Below are 22,215 nucleotides of genomic sequence, written 5' to 3'. Positions count from 1 at the left end.
TCATGCGGTCGCACGGATCTCCTCGGCTCGGTCGGGGCCGGACGACGGGCGCCGCCTCAGCCTGCTCAGGACACGGGACGCGGCCAGCGCACCCGCCCGGACGGCACCCTCGGAAGCGGGCCGCAGCATCACCCAGTCGCCGGCGTACTCCACGGCGCGCACCGGGCGGGCCAGGAAGCCGGGGCGTTCCCGCAGCGCCCGCGGGGTGGCTTCCGGAAGGCCGTGGCGAAAGGCGTGCACGAGGTGGTGGCGGCGGGCACCGGCGAGGCCCGGTACGTAGTGTTCCGCCGCGTGGGCGAGCACGTCGGCGGCCTCGTCTGGGGAGGCGTCCAGCAACTCGCGGACCCGGCGCGGACCGGCCACGAGGGTGATCAGCCCGCGGCCCGCGGGAGCTCGGCCGGGGTCCTTGGCGTGGTCGACGACCACACCGGAGAGCACGTCCTCCTCGACGGCCGGGGTGAGCAGGACGTGCACCGGACGCCGGGCGGGCGGGGCGAGCGGGTGGTCCAGCAGGTAGCTGACCTTCATCATCGGGGTGAAGGTGCAGGCCGTGACGAACGGCCGCTCGTCGGCGGGGGCGTCCGGGCGCAGCGCCACCGCCAGGGGCGCCGGTACGGCCAGTACAGCGGCCCGTGCCCGGACCTCGCCGTCATCGAACCGCAGGACGGCGTGCTCGCCCGCGTCGATGACCTCCCGCACGGCGCGGCCGGTCACGACGTCGGTACCGGCGGCCAGCCGGCGGGCCAGGAAGTCCATGCCGCCCCGGTAGGTACGCCAGGTGGCGGGGGAGCCGGCCTCCAGCAGCAGGCTCACCAGAGGGGCGGCGGCGGAGCGGGCGGTGTCCCAGCCGAAGAAGCACCCCGCGACCGGCTGGAGGAGGTAGTCGTGCAGGTCGGGGTGGTAGCGGGCGGCCGTCTGCCGCACGGTGGCCGCACCGAGGGGACTGTGCTCGGGTCGGTCTCCGTCGAACCGGGCACGGTGGCGTCCGGTCCACGCCGAGAAGACGGCCAGGTCGAGCCGGGCGCGGGCGGACAGGCCGGCGCCGGTGAACACCGCCGTGCTCTCGCCGACGCCGAGGTGGGCGCGCCCACCACGCCAGACGGCCACCGCACCGCCGACCCGGGGGACGTCCGCCGGGCCCGCACCCAGCCGGCGCAGCAGCTCCCAGGTGGCCCGGTAGCCGCGCGGCGCCACCTGCTCGGCTCCGGTGTCCACCGTCCAGCCCTCCTGGCGCAGGCTGCGCATCCGGCCGCCCACCTGGGGCAGTTGCTCGTAGACCCGCACCGACAGCCCGGCGCGACGCAGTTCGTGGGCGGCGGTCAGACCGGCGATGCCGGCCCCGACGACCGCGACATCGACCTCGGGCGTCATCGGGCGGCCCCCACTGCGACCAGGATGTTGGCCACGGTCATCAGCACCACACTCAGCCGGTGCACCGCGAAGCCCGTCCGGCGGGCCGTCATGATGTCTGCCCGGACGAACCCGGTCAAGTACTGGCGGGCCCGCAGCGCGGTCGCCGGCAGCATCAGCAGCACGAACCACCACGGGGCCGCCCCGGTGGCCGAGGCGACCGCACCGATGAGGAACTCGGTGACCGACAGGGCCGCGATGAAGACGGCGTTGCCGCGTTCGGACACCAGAGCCGCCACGGTCGGACGGCCCACCGCCCGGTCGCCGGCGACGTCGTTGGTGTTGGAGTAGACCCCGAACATCAGCGGCCCGAACCCGAACAGCACCGCCTGCACCATCAGGAAGCCGGACCAGCCCCCTGCCACCAGGCCGTAAGGCGCGATCACGAGCACCGCGCCGAGCGCGACGAGGAAGACCTCCTGGAAGCCGTGGTAACTGAGCTTCAGGCCGTACGAGTACTGCAGTGACACGGCGAACAGCGCGCCCGCGGCTACCAGTGCCCACAGCGGGCGGTGCGGTGCCAGCGCGGCGGCGCCCGCCCACAGCACAGCGCCCGCCGCCGCACAGCTCCAGGCGAAGCGGAGCGCTTGGGGCACGGTCAGCGTCCCGGCGACGAGGGGTTTGCGTGCCTTGCTGCGCAGCGGGTTGTCGGGACCGTAGTTGGCGAGGTCGCTGCCGTCCCGGAAGCCGGTGACGTCGTCCAGGGCGACCATCGCCATGAGGACCGCGACCTCCCCGGCCAGGAACACGACCAGCACGAGGGCCTGCCGGGCCGTGAAGTCGCCGACCGGGAACAGGGCGGCGGAGAGGGCGAGAAAGACACCGAGGTAGTAGTCGTACACGTCCAGCTTGCCGAGCCGCGCGTAGACGCGCAGCCTGCCGGCGCCGTGGGCGGCGGGCGCGGGCCGGCCGGCCGCGATGCTGTCGGTCATGGGTGACCTCTTGGATTTCTCTGCGTCGGACGGAGGTGCCGCGCGCCGTCCGGGTGAGGGGACGGCCCCCGCGGCTGTCGTACGTGCTGTCGTACGTCAGAGGTGCTTGGAGACGAACGCGCACACCAGGTCGGCGACCTGTTCGACCTGCGAGTCGCTCAGCAAGTGGTGTACGGGGAGCGCCAGATGACGGCGGGCGGCCTGTTCTGCTCGCGGCCAGCGGGCGCCGGGTGGCGCGTAGGGGGCGAAGGCGCGGTGCGCGGGCAGGGGACGCGGGTAGTAGACGTGCGAGGCCACCCCCGACTCGGCCAGGTGGGCGCCGAGGGAGTCCCGCTCGGAGGCGAGCACCGTGTAGACGTAGAAACACCGGCCGTCCCGGTCGGGCGGGGGCGGGACCACACCGTGGCCGGCCAGCGGCGCGAAGCGCTCGGTGTAGTAGGCGGCGATCTGCGCCCGCCGCGCCAGCCGCTCCGGGAAGCCTCGGTAGCGGTGCGTCTGGAACGCGGCCTGGATCTCGTCGAAGCGGCTGTTGAGCCCGATGGCGTGGTGCACGAAGCGCCGCCCGGCCACCTGGCCGTGATTGCGCAGCATCCGCACCTTCTCGCCCAGCTCCGCGTCCCGGGTGACCACCACGCCGCCTTCGCCGGGCATGCCGCAGGTCTTGACCTGGACGAAGGAGTAGACCCCCGCCTCGCCCCACAGTCCGGCCGGAACACCGCGCAGGACGCCGCCCTGGGCGACCGCCGAGTCCTCCACCAGACGCAGTCCGTGCCGACGGGCCAGCTCGACGAAGCTCGGCATGTCGGCCATCACGGAGAACATGTGCGCCGGCATCACCGCTTTGGTCCGCGCGGTGACGAGTCGCTCGGCATGGTCCGGGTCCATGGTCATGGTGTCCGGCCGGATGTCGGCGAAGACCGGGGTGGCTCCGGTGCCGGCCACAGACGCGGCCAGCGGCGCGCACCCGAACGCGGGCACGATCACCTCGTCACCGGGCCCCACGTCCAGAGCCCGCAGCACCAGTGAGAGCGCCGAGGTGCCGCTGGAACACGCGACCACATCGGCCGCCCCCAGATCCTCGCGCAGCAGATCCTCGAAGGCCGCGGTGCGCCGCCCCAGGATGAACCGCTGCTCCGGGTCCAGGCCGACCTCCCGGACCAGGCCGATCAGCGCGGCGCGGTCGGCTTCGAAGAGGGCGGGCGGGAAGAACGGGACGGCGGAAGGGAGCGATACGGTCATACGGTCGTCCTCCCCCCGGCGAGGAAGGAGCGGACGGTGTCGCACACGCGGTCCAGGTCGCCGGGGCTGAGATCGGGGTGGAACGGCAGGGCCACGGCATGCCGGGCCGCCGCCTCGGCGTGGGGGAACTCGCCCGTCCGGTGGCCCAGGTGGGCGAAGACGGGCTGGTGGGGCAGCGGCACCGGGTAGTAGACCTCGGTGCCGATGCCGTGCCGGTCGAGATGGGCGACGAGGGCGTCCCGGTCCTCGGCCTCGATGAGGTAGACGTAGTACACGTCACGGGCGCCCGGGCCCTCGGCGGTGACGCGCGGCAGGCGGACGATGCCCGGCATCTCCCGCAGACGGGCGGTGTAGGCGTCGGCCAGCTCGGCCCGGTACGCGATCTGCTCCTCCAGGAGAGGCAGTTTGGCGAGCAGGACGGCGGCCTGGATGTCGTCCATCTTGCTGTTCACGCCCGGCCACGCGCTGTCGGTCGAGATCGCCGGGAAGTCGTTCAGCGTACGGCCGGTCCTGCCGTGGTGGCGCAGGGCCGCGACGGTGTCCGCCACCTCCGCGTCGTCGGTGAGCACGGCTCCCGCGTCCCCGATCGCCCCGAGCGTCTTGGAGGGGAAGAAGGACAGCACCCCTCCGGCGCCGTGCAGGCCCGCGTGCACACCGCGTCGGCGCATGCCGATCGCCTCGGCGCTGTCCTCGACCACCGTCAGACCATGCCGCCGTGCGACCGCGGTGACGGCCTCCAGGTCGGCCATCGTGTGGAACAGGTGCACCGGCATCACGAACCGGCTGCGGGGAGTGACGGCTGCCTCCAGGGCCGCCGGGTCCATCGCGTACGTCTCCGGGTCGATGTCGACGAACTGGGGTCGGCCGCCTGCCAGAACGACGGCCGACGCGGTGGCGAAGAACGAGTACGCGGGCACCAGGACGCCGTCGCCGGGACGCAGCCCACAGGCGCGCAGCAGCAGCACGAGCGCGTCGGTGCCGCTGTTGACGCCGACCACGTACCGTGCACCGGTGTATTCCGCGAGCGCCGTTTCAAGCTGTCCGACCTGTTTTCCGTGAGAGAACTTGCCGTTGTGGAAAACCTCCTCCAATGACTTTTCGACAGAAGGCCACAGCAGTTCGAAGGTTTTGGCCTGGGAAAAGAAGGGAACAGCATGTGCTGCTCCTTCCGTGGCCGGTAATTCGCTCAATTCTTGACCGCCCCGTTGAGTCGTGCGGAATATCGACGCTAATAGGACTCGTGGGCCGCGGAGAATGGAGAAGGGGCAACTTCACACTTTGTGAGTAAATGCCTTCCGGATGTCTTGACCCATTCCTCCCGGGACGGCAATAGTCCTGCGTCACAACGGAGTTGGCGCACGGACTAGGAGGCCTTGTGCTGCAGCCCCTCGTGGTCGGGCTCGGCAGGTCCGGATCCGGACTGCACTTGAAAACACTGGCCCGGCTGGCCGGGCGGACCGGAAGCACGAATGATCCACTTGTCGCCCTGCCCGCGGTCGGCTGCGATCCGCGCGCCGGCGTTCTGCGGCTGACGGCCACCCCTGGTGAGGTGACCGTCGTCACCACGCTGGATCAGGCCCTGGAGCATGTGGACCCCGCCACCGCGGTGGTCCACGTGTGCACGCCGCCCCGGTTGCGGCACGCCCTGATCGCGGAACTCGCCGGGCACGGTTTCCGCCGGATGATCGTGGAGAAACCGCTGGCCGGATCCCGCGACGAGCTCGACGCCCTGGTACGGCTCCGCGACGAGACGGGCCTCGCCCTCGTGACCATGGCCCACTGGACCGGCTCCCGGCTCGCGGCCCGACTGCGCCGGCTCGTCCGTGGCGGCCATCTCGGCCGGCTGCGCCACATCACCGTGGACCAGCACAAGCCGCGCTTTCTGCGGTCCCTGACCACCGACGGGCACCAGAGCGCCCTCGACGTGGAGATCCCCCACTCCCTGGCTCTGGCCCTCGACCTGGCCGGCCCCGCCGAACTACGCGCCGCGCACTGCTGGGATCTGCGCTGCGAAGACGGAGAGCTGCCCGGTATGGGCGGGGCCCACCTGGAACTGGAGCACAGCACCGGGGTGTCCACGCGGTTGCGCTCCGACCTGGGCGCACCCGTGCGACAACGCAGCGTCGTCTGCGAGTTCGACGGCGGGACGGCCACGGGTCACTTCCCCCTCAGCGAGGACGACGACCACGCCCAGCTCGTCATCACCCCCGTCGGCGGCGACGCGCCCGCGACGACGACCGTAGCCAACGCCACGGGCGGCGTGCCCGGGCCCGGCCACCAGGTCTTCCGGGACGACGCCCTGACCGACTTCCTGGAAGGCGCCTATCGCGGCTTCCTCTCCGAAGCGCCGGACGCCACCGGGTTCACGCTCGCCTGTGAAACCGCCCGCCTGCTGTGCGCGGCCCGGGAACACTGCGCCGCCGCACCGCTTTCTGGCACCGGGAGCCGTTGACATGCCCCGACACGGCACGGCCGGGCACCGCACCGCGGGATTCGGGCCCCTGGCCGGGATCGGCGACGAGGCGGCGCCCGGAACCGACGGCCAGCTGGCCGCCCTGCGGCACCTGGGCTGGACCGCCGTCGAACTGCGCACGGTCGACGGCGCCGCACTCGCCGACCTCTCCCCGGCCGCCTTCGCCACCCTCACCCGGCGGCTGGAGGGCGCCGGCGTCACCGTGATCGCCGTGGCCTCCAGGATCGGCAACTGGTCCCGTCCCGTCACCGGTGATCTCTCCGTGGACCTCGCGGAACTGGATGTCCTGGCCGAGCGGTGCGCCGCACTGGGCTGCCGTCTCGTACGGATCATGTCGTACCCCAACGACGGTCTGACGGAGACCGAGTGGGCCGACCGCGTCCTCGCCCGCACCGCCGTCCTGACGGACCGCGCCGAGCGCGCGGGCCTGGTGCTGGTGCACGAGAACTGCGCGGGCTGGGCCGGGGACCGGGCCGACCGCGCGCTCCGACTGTTGCGTGCCGTCGGCAGCCCGGCCCTGCGCCTGCTGTTCGACACCGGCAATGGCGTTCCCCATGGCTACCGCGCGGCGGACATGCTTCAGGACCTCGCCCCCTACGTGGCCCACGTCCACATCAAGGACGCCGTACGCACCCCGGACGGCACCACCGCCTACACCCTGCCCGGTGAGGGCGGCGCCGAGGTGGCCGCATGCCTGCGGATCCTGGCCGCTCACGGCTACACCGGGGCCCTCTCCCTCGAACCGCACCTCGCCGTGCGTCCGCACGAAGGCCTGGTCCGGGCCGGTGAGGACGCCGGTGACCTGTTCGTGCGGGCCGGACAAGCGCTCACCCGGCTGCTGCGGACCGTGGAGGCGGCACCCGCCCACGTGGACGGTACGGCGTGACCGTACTGTTCACCGACCAGTACCGGATGCTGCTGCTGGACCTCCTGCGCCTGCCCAGCGTCAACCCTTTGGAGGCCGGGCCGGACGACCCCCCGTCCCGACTGCCCGATCTCCTCGACCGGTACGCGGCAGCCGCCGCCGACGCGGGGTTGGACACCGTCCGGCTCGCGGCCGCGCCCGCCGCATGTCTGGACCGGCCCGGGGTTCCGGCCACCGTTCGGGCCGCCGCTTGCGATCCGCGCTTCCTCGCGGACCAGCCCAGCCTGCTGCTGCGGCTGGGACCCGAGCGTCCCCGCGTGGACACGGTGATGTTCAACGTCCACCTGGACACCGTCGCCGGACACGTCCCGCCCGCCTTCGACGGAAGCAGGTTCACCGGCCGGGGCGCGGTCGACGCCAAGGGGCCCGCCGTCGCCCTGCTCGCGGGACTGCGGGCCGCCGCGTCCCACCCCGCCGTCGGACGGGACGTCACCGTCCTGGTCCAGGCCGTCGCCGGGGAGGAAGGCGGAGCCCTGGGCACCTACGGCACCCGCCCGCTGCTGGAAGCCGGCCACCACGGGCGCCTCAACGTGTTCTGCGAGCCGACCGGTCTGCGCGCGCTGCCCCGGGCGACCGCCTCCATGACCGCCCGGATCACCGTCACCGGCGAGGACGCCGTGGACGACCATCCGGACACGGGACACAACGCCACCGTGCTGCTCGGCTTCCTCGCCCAACACCTCGCCGCCCGCCTGGACGGGGCCGTACCCGGCGCACGGGTGTGCGTGGCCGGGCTGCACACCGGCCGCACGCACAACCGTGTCCACGGCACCGGCACCCTGCTGGTGAACCTGTCCTACCGCACCACCGCGAACGGCCGTCACCTGAAGACCGCGGTGACCCGGCAGGTCACCGACGGTCTGCTCCGCTTCACGGAACTCTTCGCCTCGACCCGGGAGTTCGCCCGCACGGCACGGGACGCGGCAGACATCACACGGCTCGGCTGGGACAAGCACGGACTGCCGGCGCTGGACAACCGTGATCCCTGGGCCGAGGCGCTCCTGGCCCGGGCGGGAGCCCGGCCGGCGGACGGCGACCCCGGTTTCACCTGCGACGCCATATGGGCCGCCGGTCTGGTCGACGCGTTCACCACCGTGCTCGGCCCCGGTGACCTGGCCGCCAACCACGCCCACGCTCCGGGGGAGTTCGTCGACCTCGCACACCTGGAGGACTTCGCGAACGTCGTCCACCGCCTCGTCACCCTCTTCGCCGAAGACCACCGGTCCGCCCCTGACGTAAGGAACCCCGTATGACGGTGTCCACCGCCTCCCCGGCACCCTCCGACCACGCATCCGTCCTTGTCGGCCACGCCGAGCTGCATGCCGCACTGACCGGACTGTTCACCGGGCACGGAATTCCGGCGCCCCGGGCACGGCTCGCCGCCGACGCCCTGTGCCACGGTGACCTCACCGGCCTCGACTCGCACGGGGTGTTCAACCTCACCCGGCTCTACCTGCCGCTGCTGGAGTCGGGGCGCTGCGACCCTCGTGCCGAACCACGGACCGTCACCGACCTGGGCGCCTGTGCGGTCGTCGACGCCCGCCGCGCCCTGGGTCTGTGGGCCGCGGCCGAGGCCATGGACGACGCCGTCGCCCGCGCCCGCCGGCACGGCGTCGGTCTGGTGTCCGTGCGTGGAGCCACCCACTTCGGGTGTGCCGGCTTCCACGCCGTCCGCGCCGCGCACGCCGGGATGATCGGCGTCGTCGCGAGCAACTGCGGCGGCCAGGGCGTCGCACGCCCGCCGGGAGGAACGGTGGCCATGCTCGGTACCAATCCGCTGAGCGTCGCCGCACCCGCTCTCGACCGCCACCCCTTCCTGCTGGACATGAGCACCACCGTCGCGCCGACCGGACGGGTACGCGTCGCCGCCCGGCGCGGCACGCCCGTGCCCGCCGGCTGGCTGGAGGACGCGACGGGCAAACCGGTGACCGACCCGTCCGCCTTCGACCGCGGCGAGGCGTTCCTGCGCTGGCTCGGCGGTACGGCCGAGACCGGCGTCCACAAGGGCTACGGACTCGGTATCGCGGTGGAGCTGCTGGCCGCGGTGGTCTCCGGGGCGGCCGTGGGGCCCTCGCCCGCCGCACTGGAAGGGAACGGCCGGCCGCACGGACGGGACGACGACATCGGCTTCTTCCTCCTTGCGATCGCCCCGGATGTGCTGCGTCCGGGCACGGACGTCGTCAGCTCGACCCGGTCCCTGTTCGGCGCGCTCGCCGAATGCCCGCCGGTGCCCGGCGGCGAACCCGTGCGTTACCCGGGGTGGCGGGAGGCCGAACTCGCCGCCGAGCGCCGCCGCGACGGCATCCCCCTGCCGGAGCACCTGTACCGGGAACTGGCCGACCTGGGCCTCCTCGGCGGTCCCGGCTCCGGGAACCCCCGATGACCCGGCCCCTGCGGCTGGGCGTCGTCGGCCTCGGCGCCATCTCCCCCTTCTACCTGGCCGCCGCCGAACGGCTGCCCGGCTGGGAGCTGTCGGCCGTGTGCGACACACGCGACCAGGCACTGGAGCAGTACCGGGGACGGGCGGCCCGCTTCCGCGACCACAGGACACTGCTCACCCAGGCACGGCCGGACGCCCTGGTCGTGGCCGTTCCCAACCACGTGCATCTCCCGGTCTGCCGAGAGGCACTGGCCGCCGGTGTTCCCGTGTGCGTCGAGAAACCCCTCGCCCTCACCGCCGCCGAGGGACACCTGATGGTGGATCACGCACGGCGCTGCGGCGTCCCTCTGATGACGGGGTTCCACCGTCGCTACAACGCGGCCGTCCGCGCGCTGGTGCACCGGGCGGCCGGCCGGAAGATCGTCGCGGTCCGCGTGCGGTACCTGGAGCGCATCGAGGAACATCTGGGCGGCGAGGACTGGTACCTCGACCCCGCCCGCTGCGGCGGCGGCTGTGTGGCCGACAACGGCCCGAACGCCCTCGATCTGCTGCGGCTGCTGCTCGGCGACGTCACCGTCACCGGCTGCGAGATCCACCGCGACGGTTCGGGCGTCGACCGGCAGGCCGTGATCCGCCTCAACAGCCCCACCGGCGCCACCGGGGTGGTCGAACTGGACTGGTCGTATCCGGGGGAACTCAAGGACATCGAGGTCGAACTGGCTGACGGGGAGGTCCTGCACGCCGACATGCTGGCCGGCCACTCCGGCTTCAAGGCGTCGCTGTGGCACGAGTACGAGGCGATCCTCACGGAGTTCGCCGCCCTCGCCGGCCGGCGCGCCCCGGCCCTCCCGGGAGCGCACGGCGGCCTGCCCGCACTGGAGTTGGTCGAGGCTGCCTACCGCAGCGCCCGGCCCGCGTCGGATGCGGCGTCTGCGGAGGTGGACCGGTGAACCCGGCGGAGGACGGCCCGAAACGTGTGGTGCGCGGGAGCCTGGTCAAGGTGCTGACGCACCACCGCACGGACCGCGGAATGCGGGTGGAGGAACACACCGCGCGCTGTGTACGCCGCGGCGAGGTGCACGAACTCGTCAGCACCGACCAATGGGACCCGCGCCCCGGTGCCCGGATCGACAGGGTGGGCTTTCTCGGCTTCGCGGAACTGGTGTGCGGCGGCGTGATCGACCGCGGTGACCTGGTGAGCATCGGGGAGGCGCCGATCGGCACGGTCCTCGGCTTCGATGCCTGCCACTTTCCGAACCACTACAACATCCTGATCCACACCCCCCGTCCGGTCAGTGGCCGGGACCTGCGGCTGCGGCCCGAGGCCCGTGTCACCTTCGTCCAGGGCCCGGATGAAGGAAGCCCCGGGCAGAAGGACTGACGCCTTCACCGCGGCCCCCTGATGGGGGTGACCCCCCTGAGCGAAGGCCCAGGGGGGTCACCGGAGCTGGTCCGGCAGGTCAGCCGAGAAGCTCGACGTCCAGCTGGCCGAAGTGGAAGTCGCGGAGCGCCTGCAGCAGTTCCTCCTCGGACAGACGGCCGTCGCCGTTCGCGTCGATCTGCCCGAACGTGTCACCGGCCCGGGAGTCCGGCACGCCGACGGCGGTCAGCCAGGCCCGGAACTCGCGCTCGTCGATCTCGCCGTCGTGGTTGTCGTCGCACAGGCGGATCAGCGCCTTCACGATGGGGGACAGGGCGCGGTTGAAGCTCGCCTCGCCCTCCTTGAACAGCATGTCCCCCGTGGCGTTGAGGAACTGATCCCGGCTGATGCCGCTCCCGGCGGGGACTCCGGCCTTCTGGGCCAGCTGCTCGTAGAGCCCCTGGAACGCGGTCAGCAGCCCCTGCACCTCCGCGGAGTCGGCCTTCCTACCCAGGTTCTGGGCGATCCGGGCTGCCTCGCCCTGGAAGTCGCCGGGTTCCAGCACACCGTTGCCGTCGGTGTCCCACTTCTCGAAGCGCTTCACCAGACGGTCGTTGGCGACAGCAGTACTCATGTGTTCTCCTTCTCGGTTCGTCTCGGAGAGATGACGGACTGCGGCCCTGGTCAGGGCCGCAACCGCGCAGGGCGCGGCCACTGCGCGGGTCTGTGGGCCGGCGGGACGCCGGCAGGAGAGCGCCGACGGGAGTCGGCGCGACGAGGCGCCGGCTGAGGCGGCGAAGGGGGCCGGTGCCGGAGACGTGACGGGGCTGTCAGAGAAGCGTCACCCTGCTGCCCACGGCCTTGCCGCGGGTGTCCAGCACGGCGCAACGGGCCCGGCCCAGAGTCTCTCTCGCGTAGCAGGCGTGGTCCTGCAGCAGGATCGCCACATCCGCCTCAGCCAGTGCTTTCCGCAGATCAGTGGCGCGCGGCAGGGACCGATCGTCCATGCTGAAGTCGGCTGCGTACGGGTCGTGGTAGAAGACGTCGACCCCGGCGGCAAGCAGACCCGCGGCCACGGGGCGCGCCGGTGACTCACGCATGTCGGCGACGTCGGCCTTGTAGGTGACGCCCAGGAGGAGGGCACGTGCGCCCTCGGGCCGGCCGCGGGTCTCGGTGAGCAGCGACAGGGCCCGGTCCACGACATGCCTCGGCATGTCGGTGAGGACCTCGTGTGCGGCTGTCAGCATGCGGAAGGGGAACCCCTGGGACTCGGCCCGCGCGGCCAGATAGCGAGGGTCGACGGGGATGCAGTGCCCACCGACCCCGGGACCGGGACTGAAAGGGGTGAAGCCGAACGGCTTCGACGCCGCGCAGTGCAGAACGTCCCAGACGTCGATGCCGGCCTGGTGGCAGAACAGCGCCACCTCGTCGACGAGGGCGATATTGACGTAGCGGTAGGTGTTCTCGAGGAGTTTGGCCATCTCCGCCTCCCGCGTGCCTCGGGCGAGGACGAGGCGGTCCACGAACCGCCCGTAGAACGCGGTGGCGTACTTGGCGCACAGAGCGGTGCAACCGCTCACGATCTTCGGGGTGTTGCGAACGCCCCAGATCTCGTTGCCGGGGTCGATGCGCTGCGGAGAGTACGCGAGATGGAAGTCCTCACCCGCCCGCAGTCCACTGCCGCGCTCCAGCAGCGGCCTCACGACATCCTCCGTGGTGCCCGGGTAGCTGGTGGACTCGAGGACGACGAGCATGCCGGTGCACAGCCGGCCGGCGAGGACCTTGGAGGCGTCCTCCACCGCGGATAAGTCGGGTAAGCCCTCCGGCGTGAGCCCGGTCGGAACACAGATCACCACGGTCTGTGCGCCGTCGAGGACCGCGGGGTCGGCCGTGGCGCGGAAGCCTGCGTCCAGCATGGCCGCGACCTCGGCGTCGCAGACACCACCGACGTGCGAGCGGCCCTCGGCGAGACCGGACACCACGGTGCCGGACACGTCGTACCCGGCGGTGGTCAGGCCGGCCGAGACCGCGGCTCGGGCGAGCGGTAACCCGACATGGCCAAGCCCCATGACGACAAGTTCGACGGTCATGTGAAGGAGTACTCCTGAGTGTGGGGGGCAGAGCGCGGGAAGCGGTGGTTCAGGCCGAGAAGCTGCCGCTGCCGGGCGCCACGTGCGCCCCGAAGCCCGGCTGCACGGTGAGGCCGGGCGTCAGACAGAAGGGGTCGCCGTACACCGTGACCGGCCGGTCGGTGCGATTCGTCAGCACGTGCGCGTCCGGCGGAAGCTTGTGACAGCCGTGAGGATCCTGGTAATCGGTCAGCGGCACCAGCTCCGTCCTGAACACCACGACCTCGCCGGGTTCCGCCGCCGCGGCTGTACCGGGGACTGCGGTCCCCGCGAGGAGCGCACAGGTCACAGCGAGCAGAAAGGTCCGGGCACCACGCACAAGCGGCCTCCTCTGGAATTCTTCGGTCATTTCTTTTTCCTCGGTCGTTCTTCTCAGAGCGAAGGACGGTTGAGTGCCGAATCCCCACGCGAATATCGACTTCGTCCGTCGGTGAGCAGGCGGCAAAAATCGTGTACTTCTCGGAGACCGGCTCGCCCTATATGCCGTGGTCCCACTTTCTGGAGGGCATGTGCGGTTCCCGGACACGGGCGTGCCCGAGGCGCACCTCGGTCGCGGTGGCCGCCAAGGTGCGGTGAGCGGCCGGCGAGAGGCAGCAGCCGATCAGACCGACTGTGGCCTGCATCATCGAGACGGTGCCGTGGTGGTGCGAGATGCGCGACTGCGCCCTGCCAACGTCCTCGGCCGGAGCCCGGCGGTGTCGCAGCTTCGCGCAGGAACTCCTCAGGCCGGGGCGGCAGTTGGGGATGCGGCCTGGCGAGCGTACCGATGGAGCGGACGATGCCGCTGAAGTGAGGGGTCCGGCCTGAGTCGAGCAGTTCGGCCACAGGGCGTCCGCCGACGGATCACAGGTCCTGTTGGCCTCAGGCAGGTCTTCGAAGGTCATGGGTACGGCTGTTTTCCTTTCTGGCGGCCACGAGACGGGAGCAAATCAGTCAGGTCGTGCCGCGTTCCTTGGGAGGAGGCGGCTGCCGCGCTTCGGCGCCTGGAGCCTGTCCGCTTGCCGGAGTAAGGATGCGCCGACGGCAGGTGGTGTACACATGTGGGTGAATCCGCCAGCGCGTGCGGATCGGCGGCGCCGAGTGCAGCCGTGCGTACGACATGGGGCTGCTGAACGCCCCAAGGGCAATGCCAAGGTGCACGTCTGCGGGCACGCCGGCGCCGGCGGACTCGTCGACTGCTACAACATCGTCAAACCCCGCTGACCCGCTGGGCCGACCGGATCCAAGGTGACGGTCTCGTACGGCGCCTCGCCCGTACACCGGAGGCCATGGGCATCCTGGTGGAGGCTGCCGTGCGCACGTTGCGCGCGCTGCCCGCGTCACCCCCGACATCGCGGGCGACGTTCGCGGCACAAAACCTCTCGGGCGCCCATGCCCTGGACGAGGGGACGCCGCTCGCCAGTCTCGTCCTGTCGGGCATCCGTTGTCTCACCGGCTTCCCCGACGGCTCCGGTGCGCGGTGGCGGCGGGAGGCTTGGGCTTCGGCGGGCTTGCCCAAGGACGACCTGTCATCCGGCCGTGGCGCTACACGGCGGCGGACTACCGAGCAGCAGTGAACGCAGTGGCCGAAGGCCCGGCTTTGACGGGCCAGCCCGCTGCAACTCCCCGCGACCCGGCCCTGGCCGTCGCTCTCGCCGAGCGCGGTGACCGGGTCGAGGAGGAAACGGTGCTGGACGACTTGCTCACTGACCTTGGTACGGGGTCCCACTGAGACGTATCTCGAAAGCGCGGCGGGCGCAGAATCAGACGAGTAACGACTCACCCCCCTCGTCATGCGACATCTTGCCGACGACGCGTCGTCTGGAGTGTGTGTCGCTCGAAAGCCTTCACGCCCGGCCAAAAGCCCCAGAAGAGTCCCCAGAGGCGCCTGCACGCCCCCTCCCGTCGCGAAACGGCACGGCCTGGAACCAGCGGGCAAACGCATTGAGAAGGTTCCGTACGGTGGGCCGGGGCTGGAGCTGTTCCTTGCGGATGGCCCGCATCCCAATGCACGGAGTCAACGGCCGAAGGCGGGGCGGGGATCCGGTTCTTGCTCCCTCACGACTTGCAGAGACCGGAGGCTGAGGCGGTCCGGCGAGGGTACGAGGTGCAAAAGCCTGGGTCGTCCTTCCACCCGCGCGAGGGCGGAGTGGACGTCGCTGTCGGCGGCTTCGCGTATACCGTCACCGTCAGACAGGAGTTCCCGGAGTCCACAGATCCGGAGCGTTCCGTTCGTCTTGTCGTGGAGCTGGCCCATGGCCTGGCCGGTCGGTCCGGTGGCCTGGCCGGTCGGTCCGGTCGCTGGCGGGATCGGAAGTCCGTGCTGCGCGGGAGCCCATCTTGGCCTCAGTGTCGAGGAGTTCACTGATGGGTGTGCCGCCGGGACGTCGGGGGTGTACCGACGCGGCCGCCGTGCGCACGGCGGATCGGCGTGCGCACGGCGGCGGCGGTTACACGCTCTTCATTTCACACCCTCCGCGACGCTCACCTTGGCATCGGTCCTCGCGATGATCTCCTCGACGTCGACACCGGGCGCACACTCGACCAGGACCAGGCCCTCGTCAGTGATGTCGAGGATGCCGAGGTCGGTAATGATCCGGTTCACGCAACGCTTCCCGGTCAGCGGCAGCCCGCATTCGGTGACGATCTTCGGCGAGCCGTCCTTGGCGGTGTGCGTCATCACGACGATGACCGTCTTGGCGCCGTGCACCAGGTCCATCGCCCCGCCGATCCCGGTGATCAGCTTGCCGGGGATCGCCCAGTTCGCCAGGTCCCCCTGTTCGGAGACCTGCATCGCACCCAGCACCGCCACGTCGATGTGGCCGCCGCGGATCATCGAGAACGACAGCGCCGAGTCGAAGAAGGAGGCGCCCGGCAGTACCGTCACCGTCTCCTTGCCCGCGTTGATCAGGTCCGGGTCGACGTGCTCCTCGGTGGGGTAGGGGCCGGTTCCCAGGATGCCGTTCTCCGATTCCAGGACCACTTCCACGCCCTCGGGCAGGTAGTTGGGGATCAGTGTGGGCAGCCCGATGCCGAGATTGACGTACTGGCCGTCGAGCAGTTCCCGCGCCGCCCGGGCGGCCATCTCCTCACGCCTCCAGGCCATCAGCCGCCCACTGACCCTCGCGCCGCGGGCACGGGCATGGGCGCGGACACCGTGCGCTGCTCGATCCCCTTGTCCGCCGCCTGTTCGGGGGTGAGGGCCACCACCCGCTGCACGAAGATCCCTGGCACATGCACCGCATCCGGATCGATCCGGCCCGGCTCCACCAGCTCCTCCACCTCCGCGACGGTCACCCGTCCCGCCATCGCGGCCAAGGGGTTGAAGTTGCGGGCCGACTTGCGGAACACCAGATTGCCGTGCCGGTCCCCCTTCGCGGCACGTACCAGTGCGAAATCGGTTCGGATCCCGCGCTCCAGCACATGCGCGACGCCTTCGAACGTCCGCACCTCCTTGGCCGGCGAGGGCAGTGCCACCCCGCCCGAGCCGTCATACCGCCAGGGCAGTCCGCCCTCGGCGACCTGGGTGCCCACCCCTGCCGGGGTGTAGAAGGCCGGGATGCCTGCCCCGCCGGCCCGCAACCGCTCGGCCAGCGTGCCCTGCGGGATCATCTCCACCTCCAGTTCCCCGGCCAGATACTGGCGTGCGAACTCCTTGTTGGCCCCTATGTACGAGCCGGTCACTCGCCCGATCCGGCCCGCCGCCAGCAGGACCGCCAGGCCGGACTCCAACGCCCCGCAGTTGTTCGAGACGACCGACAGACCGCCGACGCCCCGCTCGAACAGCGCCTGGATCAAAGCGTTCGGCACCCCACTCAAACCGAACCCGCCCACCGCCAACGACGCACCTTCCGGCACGTCCGCCACCGCCTCCAGAGGCGTGGCGACCACTTTGTCCATCCCTGTTGCCTCGCCTCTCGTGAATGGGCCCATCGGCCCTGTTTTCGTAAGGCAATGTCAAGCGTTCGGTCCGGCCTTCAGGTATTTCTGTAGGTGGCGCAATTCGCGTCTCCCCTGGCCGAGACCTGTATCCACGATGCACGCCATGGCTCCGCTCGACATCGCGTAGATGAGTGATACAGGCCGAGATGTCAAGGTCAGGGCGGTGAAACCTGTCGCTTGAACGGGGTATTTCCTCGCCTGTTCATGTCATTCCTCGCAGATTCCATTGACGGGCATCATTCGGGCCTTGACGCTTTCTTCGGTAAACAGCGGCGGCCTTGAGGAAATCTCATGAAGACATTCGTGCATCGGGGGCAGGTCACCAAGGTGGTCTTCGGCAGCGGTACGCGCAGCCGTATCCCTGAAGAGGCCGATGCCCTCGGATGCCGTCGGCTGCTCATTCTGTGCACACCTGGTCAAGCGGACCAGGCAGCGGAGATACGGGATCTGCTGGGTGCCGTAGCCGTGGGGACGTTCGCCGAAGCGGCCGCGCACACGCCGGTCGAGGTCACGGAGAAGGCGGTGGCGTACGCCAGAGCCGTGGAAGCGGACTCCGTGCTCGCCGTCGGCGGTGGGTCGACCATCGGCCTCGGCAAGGCGATCGCGGTGCGGACCGGGCTGTCGCAGCTGGCGCTGCCCACCACTTATGCCGGCTCGGAGATGACGCCGATCCTCGGAGAGACCGACGGCCGCAGGAAGACGACCCGGCGGCTTCCGGAAGCGCTGCTCAAGACGGTGGTGTACGACGTCGACCTGACGGTCACGCTTCCCACGGCGACCGCGGTGGTCAGCGGCATCAATGCCATGGCACACGCCGTGGAGGCCCTGTACGCGCAGGACCAGGATCCGGTCGCCTTCCTGCTGGCCGGTGAGGCGCTCGATTCCCTCACTCGATCCCTGCCGGTCGTCGCGCGGTGGCCGGACGACGGTGAGGCGCAGGCGGAAGCGTTGTACGGGGCGTGGCTGGCGGGCACGTGCCTCGGCATGGTGGGCATGGCACTGCATCACAAGGTGTGCCACGTGCTGGGCGGCACGTTCGGGCTTCCGCACGCCGAGACCCACGCGGTGGTCCTGCCCCACGTGGTCGCCTACAACGCGTCGGCGGCCCCCGACGCCATGGCTCGTATCGCGCGGTCGCTGCCCGGGGACGACGCGGCCAGGGGGATCTTCGACTTCGCCGGGCGACTCGGCGCCCCCAGAGCGCTGCGGGATCTCGGCATGCCGGAGTCGGGGATCGCGCAGGCGGCCGAACTCATCGTGCGGGACGGCTACTGGAATCCGCGGCCGGTGGATCGGACTCTCGTTCGCGCCCTCCTGACCCGCGCCTGGGCCGGACAGGCGCCGTAGGCGTCGCCTGGCAGGAAACATCCGACCGAGCATCCCCAGCCCGGACTCCATTCCCGAACTCTCAACCAACACAGGAGCACACCATGCGTGATCTGACCAGTGACACCATCACCGAAGCCGTGATCTCGACCATGCGGGACACCAAGGACGCCCGCATCGCCGAGATCCTGGAATCACTGGTACGGCACGTCCACTCCTTCGTCCGTGAGGTGGAACTGACGGAGCAGGAGTGGGCCCGGGGAATCGACTTCCTGACGCGTACCGGGCAGAAGTGCACGCCGACGCGTCAGGAGTTCATCCTGCTGTCCGACGTGCTGGGCGTCACGATGCTGGTCGACGCCCTGAGCAATCGACGCCCCGCCGAAGCCACACAGAACAGCGTCCTCGGCCCCTTCTTCAGGGAGGACAGGCCGGAGCGCGCCCACACCGCCGACATCTCCGGAGGTCTGCCCGGCACCCCGCTGTTCTTCGAGGGCAGGGTCGTCAACCGTGAGGGAGCGCCACTCGCCGACGCCGCGGTGGATGTCTGGCACAGTGACGCGGACGGCCACTACGACGTGGATGTGCCCGGGCTGGAAGACGACTCGGCCATGCGCGCACTGTTCCGGACCGACGAGAAGGGGCAGTTCGGTTTCCGGTCCATCCGCCCGTCCAGCTACCCGATCCCCGGTGACGGCCCGGTCGGCGAACTCATGAGCGCGACCAGCAGGTCGCTCATGCGTCCCGCCCATGTGCACCTGCTGATCGAGGCCCCGGAATTCCAGCGTGTGACCACCATGCTGTTCCCTTCGGACGACCCGTACCTGGACGCGGATCCGGTGTTCGGGGTCAAGGAGTCGCTGGTCGAGTCCTTTGACACCTACGAGGCCGGCTCCGGGCCCCACCGCGAGGTGACCGACGAGCCGTACACCCTGGTACGCCGCACCTTCGTCCTCGAACCGCGCCCCGCGGACTGAGCTCCCGGCTGCTCGCACACCGTCGAGAGGCGGTCATCGATGAGGAGCGGCGATCCTGGTGAAAGGCATGGCGGTCTGCCCCGGTTGGCCGACCATGTCATACCGCGACCGAGGCTGGTCGGCAGAATCCGTCAGTTGGTGGACCAGCACCCGGTGCTCGTCATGGCGGCTTCGGCAGGGTCGGGCAAGACGACCGCCGCCGTCCAGGCCGCTCAGGAGCTGGCAGGCCCCGTCGCCTGGGTGTCGTTCGCGGGAGCGGCCGCCGGCACGGAGCCCGGCGCCGGGCGTTCCGGCGCCGGCTGGGCGACGATGACGCGCCTTCTCAAGGCGGCCGTCGAGCCCCATGTGCCGGACGTGGCGACCGCGTTGACGGAGGCGCTGGCGCGAGGGTTCTCGGCGTCGGAGGTCGGGACCCTGCTCGCCGGGATGCTGGTCGGCGCGGAACTGGTACTGGTGCTCGACCGTGTGGAGACGATCGGTGCGGTCGCCGGTGCGGAGGAGTTGCTCTCCGCACTGGTCGGCGGTCTGCCGGAGGGGCCGCGGCTGGTCCTGATCTCCCGAGCGGATCTGCCCCGAGGCCTGCGAGGTCTCGGCGATGTCCATCGCGTCGCCTTCCTCGAGGACGGGGACCTGGCCTTCGACATGGCTGAGGCGACCGAAGCCCTGCGGGTCAGCGGCCGAAGCGACGACCCGGGCCGACTGGTCGAGGTGATGGGCGGTTGGGTCAGTGGAGTCCTCTACGACTGGTGGGGTGCCGACACCTCCGCCTCCGTCGCACAGCACGACATCCTTGCGGCCGAACTGCTGGCCCAGCTCACGCCCGTGGAGGCGGAACTGCTCGTCCGCACGAGCCTGCTGGACGACGGCGTGACGGCCGAGCAGGCGAATGCCCTCGGACTGGCGTCGCCGGACCGGACGATGGCCGCCCTCCGAGGCCGACGGCTGCCGCTCACCTGGTCCCCCGACGGCAGGCGTATGGCCGCTCTGCCGCGGTTCCGTCACCATCTCCAACGCGAGTTCGCACGCTTGGACGAGAACACTCTGCGAGCATTGCGTGGGGCGTACGCCTCGTTGCTCCAGGACAAGGGGCGCCACGAGGACGCCGTGGCCGAGTTGCTCATGAGCGGCGACACCGATTCGGCCCGAGACGCCGCGGAGCGCGCCCTGCCCGAGGTACTGGGCCGACTCGACCTGGCGACCGCCGAGAGCTGGCTCGACCGCATGCGCCCGGCGTCCCGCACGCTCACACCGAGCCTGGCCGCAGCTGGGCTCCGCGTCGCCTTCGGGCTCGAACAGTGCTGGCGGGGCGTGCAGTTGGCCGACCACCATGGGCGTGCGTGGTGGAGCCGCCTCGCCGAACGGCCGGGCGGTGCGGAGGACCTGGTCCTGCTGGTGTGGTGCTTCTGGCATGCAGGGAGAATCGAGGGGGCCCGAGAGATTTTGCGTGTCATGCCTCCAGGGCGCCCGCGCGACATCGCGGAGGCCTTGCTGGCCCTGGCGGACAACAGCCCGCCCCAGCTCGCCCCGGACCTTCTCGACCATGTCGTGGGACCCCTCGAGGCCATGGTGATGCGCATCTCCTACAGGGCTGGGCAGCTGCGGGGACTGCGGGACGGCTCGTCCGGCGCCTGGCGGAGCGTGGCCGGAACGCCATGGGCGATCGCCGCCCTGCGCGCCGAGGGACGTATCTCCCAGGCGGAGGAGGCGTACGCGGCGGTGGGAGACGGACCGCGGCCCGTCTGGCTGGCCGCGATCGAGGCCCCGGAGCTGATGGCGGATCTCGGACGCCGGGACGAGGCGTGGGCCTCGCTGCTGGCAGGGCGGGAGCGGATCGCATCGACCGGCTCCCACGTGTACGAGATCCTCAGCCTGCTCCTTGAGGCAAAACTGGCCCTGCGCCTGGATCGCGACGTGCCGCGGTCGGGCCGGGCCCTCGCCGAGGCGGAGCGCAGAGGGTGTGCGCGCTACGCGTTCACCGCGGAACTGGCCCGCGTCTGGCGTGGCCTGGAGCTGCTGCTGGCCGGTCATGACCACGAGGCCGTACCCCACCTCACCGCCGCGGTATGCGCCATGTTCACGAGCGGCAGGCGTCTTGAACTTCCCACGGCGGCCGTCTACTTGAGCGAGGCATTGTGGCGCACCGGCGACGAGGACGGTGCGGATGCCGCTGCCGACCTGGCGCTGGAGGTCGCGACGGCCCAGGGCCCCCGCAATCTGCTGTTGCAGGCTCTGGAGGACGTGCCTTCCGTCGCCGTGCGTCAGGCCGACGCGGAGCCCACGCACTCCTCACGCTGGCACGAGCTTGTGTCCGCGCTCTCGGCCGCGAGACCGGTGGCCGGGTGCGCCGTACCCCGACTGACCCTTGAGGACATCGGTCCGGTGCGGCTGGTCGCCGACGGGAGGGAGGTTCACCCGCGGCTGGCCAAGAGCGTCGAGCTGCTCGCCTACCTGCTGTCCCGGCCCGCGGCGAGTGCCAGGCGCAATGCGCTCTTGCAGGCGCTGTTCCCAGGGAAGAGCGACGCCACGGCGCGCAGCTACCTTCGGCAGGCCGTCTACCGGCTCCGCGAGGTGCTGCCCGAGGGACTGTCGCTCCTTCAGGAGGACGACGTGTACCGGCTGACACCGGCGTCCGCGGTGGTGAGCGCCTCGGGGACCGTCCAGCGACTGCTGGCGGAAGCCGCACGGCAGGACGGCGAGCACCGGTGGAACACACTCCAGCGCGCCCTGGCCATCGCCGAACGTGGTTCCTACTTCGACTCCCTCTCGACGGACTGGCTCGACACCAGGCGCGCCGAACTGGAGGCCGCACTCCTGCAGGCCCGTGTGGACGCGGCGACCATGGCGCTGCGCCTCGGCCGGGTCGGGGAGGCCCGTCGGCTCGCGCGTGCCGTGCTGGACCGGGACCCCTACCGGGAGAAGGCCTGGCGGCTTGCCCTGTACGCCGCTGAGGCGGCCGGCTCGGACGATGAACTGCTCGACCTGTACCGAGGCTATCTGCGCGTCATGAAGGAGCTCGGAGTTCCACCGTCCATGGACCTCAGACGCCTGGTCGACCGACTGCGCCGGTGAGACGGGTCGGCAGTGTGGACGACCGGTCGCGTTCAGGAGAAGCAGCGATTTCTCAGGTATTAACAGGCGCCGTT

At 70.9% G+C, this 22,215-nt stretch carries 20 protein-coding genes; 11 read left to right on the top strand and 9 right to left on the bottom strand.

Annotation, left to right across the window (positions count from 1 at the left end; genetic code table 11):
* From ACFZBP_RS05335 to ACFZBP_RS05320, 4 genes are all read right to left on the bottom strand, one after another.
* Positions 1-1,371, bottom strand: coding sequence for a protoporphyrinogen/coproporphyrinogen oxidase (locus tag ACFZBP_RS05335; RefSeq protein ID WP_383456581.1), 1,371 nt, complete (start codon positions 1,369-1,371; stop codon positions 1-3).
* The gene (locus ACFZBP_RS05330) at positions 1,368-2,342 is read right to left on the bottom strand and encodes a UbiA family prenyltransferase (RefSeq protein ID WP_391410119.1); all 975 of its coding nucleotides are present in this window, start codon (positions 2,340-2,342) and stop codon (positions 1,368-1,370) included. Before ACFZBP_RS05330 ends, ACFZBP_RS05335 begins: the two co-directional genes overlap by 4 nt.
* A gap of 96 nt (positions 2,343-2,438) precedes the next feature.
* The gene (locus ACFZBP_RS05325) at positions 2,439-3,581 is read right to left on the bottom strand and encodes an aminotransferase class I/II-fold pyridoxal phosphate-dependent enzyme (protein ID WP_391410117.1); all 1,143 of its coding nucleotides are present in this window, start codon (positions 3,579-3,581) and stop codon (positions 2,439-2,441) included.
* Positions 3,578-4,672 (bottom strand): aminotransferase class I/II-fold pyridoxal phosphate-dependent enzyme, encoded by a 1,095-nt coding sequence (locus tag ACFZBP_RS05320; RefSeq protein ID WP_391410115.1) that lies wholly within the window; start codon positions 4,670-4,672, stop codon positions 3,578-3,580. Before ACFZBP_RS05320 ends, ACFZBP_RS05325 begins: the two co-directional genes overlap by 4 nt.
* Positions 4,673-4,956: 284 nt before the next feature.
* On the opposite strand from ACFZBP_RS05320, the gene ACFZBP_RS05315 reads away from it, so the two are divergent.
* From ACFZBP_RS05315 to ACFZBP_RS05290, 6 genes are read left to right on the top strand one after another with little or no spacing between them, the layout of a single operon-like run.
* A complete protein-coding gene (locus ACFZBP_RS05315; protein ID WP_391410113.1) occupies positions 4,957-6,033 on the top strand; it encodes a Gfo/Idh/MocA family oxidoreductase in 1,077 nt (358 codons plus the stop codon).
* Between the two features lies 1 nt (position 6,034).
* Positions 6,035-6,940 carry a TIM barrel protein gene (locus tag ACFZBP_RS05310; RefSeq protein WP_391410111.1) on the top strand — a complete coding sequence of 302 codons (906 nt, stop codon included), beginning with the start codon at positions 6,035-6,037 and terminating at the stop codon, positions 6,938-6,940.
* Complete coding sequence (locus ACFZBP_RS05305; protein WP_391410109.1) at positions 6,937-8,232, top strand: M20/M25/M40 family metallo-hydrolase; 1,296 nt, start codon at positions 6,937-6,939, stop codon at positions 8,230-8,232. The genes ACFZBP_RS05310 and ACFZBP_RS05305 overlap by 4 nt, the downstream gene beginning before the upstream one ends.
* On the top strand, positions 8,229-9,362 hold the full coding sequence (locus ACFZBP_RS05300; protein WP_391410107.1) for an Ldh family oxidoreductase: 1,134 nt from the start codon (positions 8,229-8,231) through the stop codon (positions 9,360-9,362). Before ACFZBP_RS05305 ends, ACFZBP_RS05300 begins: the two co-directional genes overlap by 4 nt.
* Positions 9,359-10,309 (top strand): Gfo/Idh/MocA family oxidoreductase, encoded by a 951-nt coding sequence (locus ACFZBP_RS05295; protein WP_391410105.1) that lies wholly within the window; start codon positions 9,359-9,361, stop codon positions 10,307-10,309. Before ACFZBP_RS05300 ends, ACFZBP_RS05295 begins: the two co-directional genes overlap by 4 nt.
* Complete coding sequence (locus ACFZBP_RS05290) at positions 10,306-10,740, top strand: DUF6917 domain-containing protein (RefSeq protein WP_391410103.1); 435 nt, start codon at positions 10,306-10,308, stop codon at positions 10,738-10,740. The genes ACFZBP_RS05295 and ACFZBP_RS05290 overlap by 4 nt, the downstream gene beginning before the upstream one ends.
* Before the next feature lie 79 nt (positions 10,741-10,819).
* On the opposite strand, the gene ACFZBP_RS05285 is transcribed toward ACFZBP_RS05290, so the two are convergent.
* The 3 genes from ACFZBP_RS05285 to ACFZBP_RS05275 all read right to left on the bottom strand — a co-directional run bounded on the left by ACFZBP_RS05285 (position 10,820) and on the right by ACFZBP_RS05275 (position 13,167).
* A complete protein-coding gene (locus ACFZBP_RS05285) occupies positions 10,820-11,353 on the bottom strand; it encodes an EF-hand domain-containing protein (RefSeq protein ID WP_391410101.1) in 534 nt (177 codons plus the stop codon).
* Positions 11,354-11,549: 196 nt separating this feature from the next.
* On the bottom strand, positions 11,550-12,809 hold the full coding sequence (locus ACFZBP_RS05280) for a nucleotide sugar dehydrogenase (protein ID WP_391410099.1): 1,260 nt from the start codon (positions 12,807-12,809) through the stop codon (positions 11,550-11,552).
* Between the two features lie 49 nt (positions 12,810-12,858).
* Positions 12,859-13,167, bottom strand: coding sequence for a hypothetical protein (locus ACFZBP_RS05275; RefSeq protein WP_391410097.1), 309 nt, complete (start codon positions 13,165-13,167; stop codon positions 12,859-12,861).
* An 823-nt stretch (positions 13,168-13,990) separates the two neighbouring features.
* Between ACFZBP_RS05275 and ACFZBP_RS05270 the strand changes: the two genes are divergently transcribed.
* Together ACFZBP_RS05270 and ACFZBP_RS05265 are read left to right on the top strand one after the other, a co-directional pair.
* Positions 13,991-14,404, top strand: a complete 414-nt coding sequence (locus ACFZBP_RS05270) for a TIGR02679 domain-containing protein (protein WP_391410375.1) — start codon at positions 13,991-13,993, stop codon at positions 14,402-14,404.
* On the top strand, positions 14,308-14,559 hold the full coding sequence (locus ACFZBP_RS05265) for a DUF2399 domain-containing protein (RefSeq protein WP_391410095.1): 252 nt from the start codon (positions 14,308-14,310) through the stop codon (positions 14,557-14,559). Before ACFZBP_RS05270 ends, ACFZBP_RS05265 begins: the two co-directional genes overlap by 97 nt.
* 729 nt (positions 14,560-15,288) lie before the next feature.
* Here the strand turns inward: ACFZBP_RS05265 and ACFZBP_RS05260 are convergent.
* Together ACFZBP_RS05260 and ACFZBP_RS05255 are read right to left on the bottom strand one after the other, a co-directional pair.
* The gene (locus ACFZBP_RS05260; protein ID WP_391410093.1) at positions 15,289-15,933 is read right to left on the bottom strand and encodes a 3-oxoacid CoA-transferase subunit B; all 645 of its coding nucleotides are present in this window, start codon (positions 15,931-15,933) and stop codon (positions 15,289-15,291) included.
* Positions 15,933-16,727 carry a 3-oxoacid CoA-transferase subunit A gene (locus ACFZBP_RS05255; protein WP_391410091.1) on the bottom strand — a complete coding sequence of 265 codons (795 nt, stop codon included), beginning with the start codon at positions 16,725-16,727 and terminating at the stop codon, positions 15,933-15,935. Before ACFZBP_RS05255 ends, ACFZBP_RS05260 begins: the two co-directional genes overlap by 1 nt.
* A gap of 333 nt (positions 16,728-17,060) precedes the next feature.
* On the opposite strand from ACFZBP_RS05255, the gene ACFZBP_RS05250 reads away from it, so the two are divergent.
* The 3 genes from ACFZBP_RS05250 (at position 17,061) to ACFZBP_RS05240 (ending at position 22,141) form a co-directional block, all read left to right on the top strand.
* Entirely contained in the window at positions 17,061-18,116 is a 1,056-nt protein-coding gene (locus tag ACFZBP_RS05250) for an iron-containing alcohol dehydrogenase (RefSeq protein WP_391410089.1), read from the top strand.
* Positions 18,117-18,199: 83 nt separating this feature from the next.
* Complete coding sequence (locus tag ACFZBP_RS05245) at positions 18,200-19,072, top strand: dioxygenase (protein ID WP_391410087.1); 873 nt, start codon at positions 18,200-18,202, stop codon at positions 19,070-19,072.
* 138 nt (positions 19,073-19,210) lie between these two features.
* Complete coding sequence (locus tag ACFZBP_RS05240; protein ID WP_391410373.1) at positions 19,211-22,141, top strand: BTAD domain-containing putative transcriptional regulator; 2,931 nt, start codon at positions 19,211-19,213, stop codon at positions 22,139-22,141.
* Positions 22,142-22,215 lie beyond the last annotated feature (74 nt).

Source organism: Streptomyces sp. NPDC008086 (assembly GCF_042957325.1).
GTDB lineage: Bacteria > Actinomycetota > Actinomycetes > Streptomycetales > Streptomycetaceae > Streptomyces.
The sequence above is the reverse complement of the archived record's forward strand: the minus strand, read 5'-3'. Positions and strand labels throughout refer to the sequence as shown.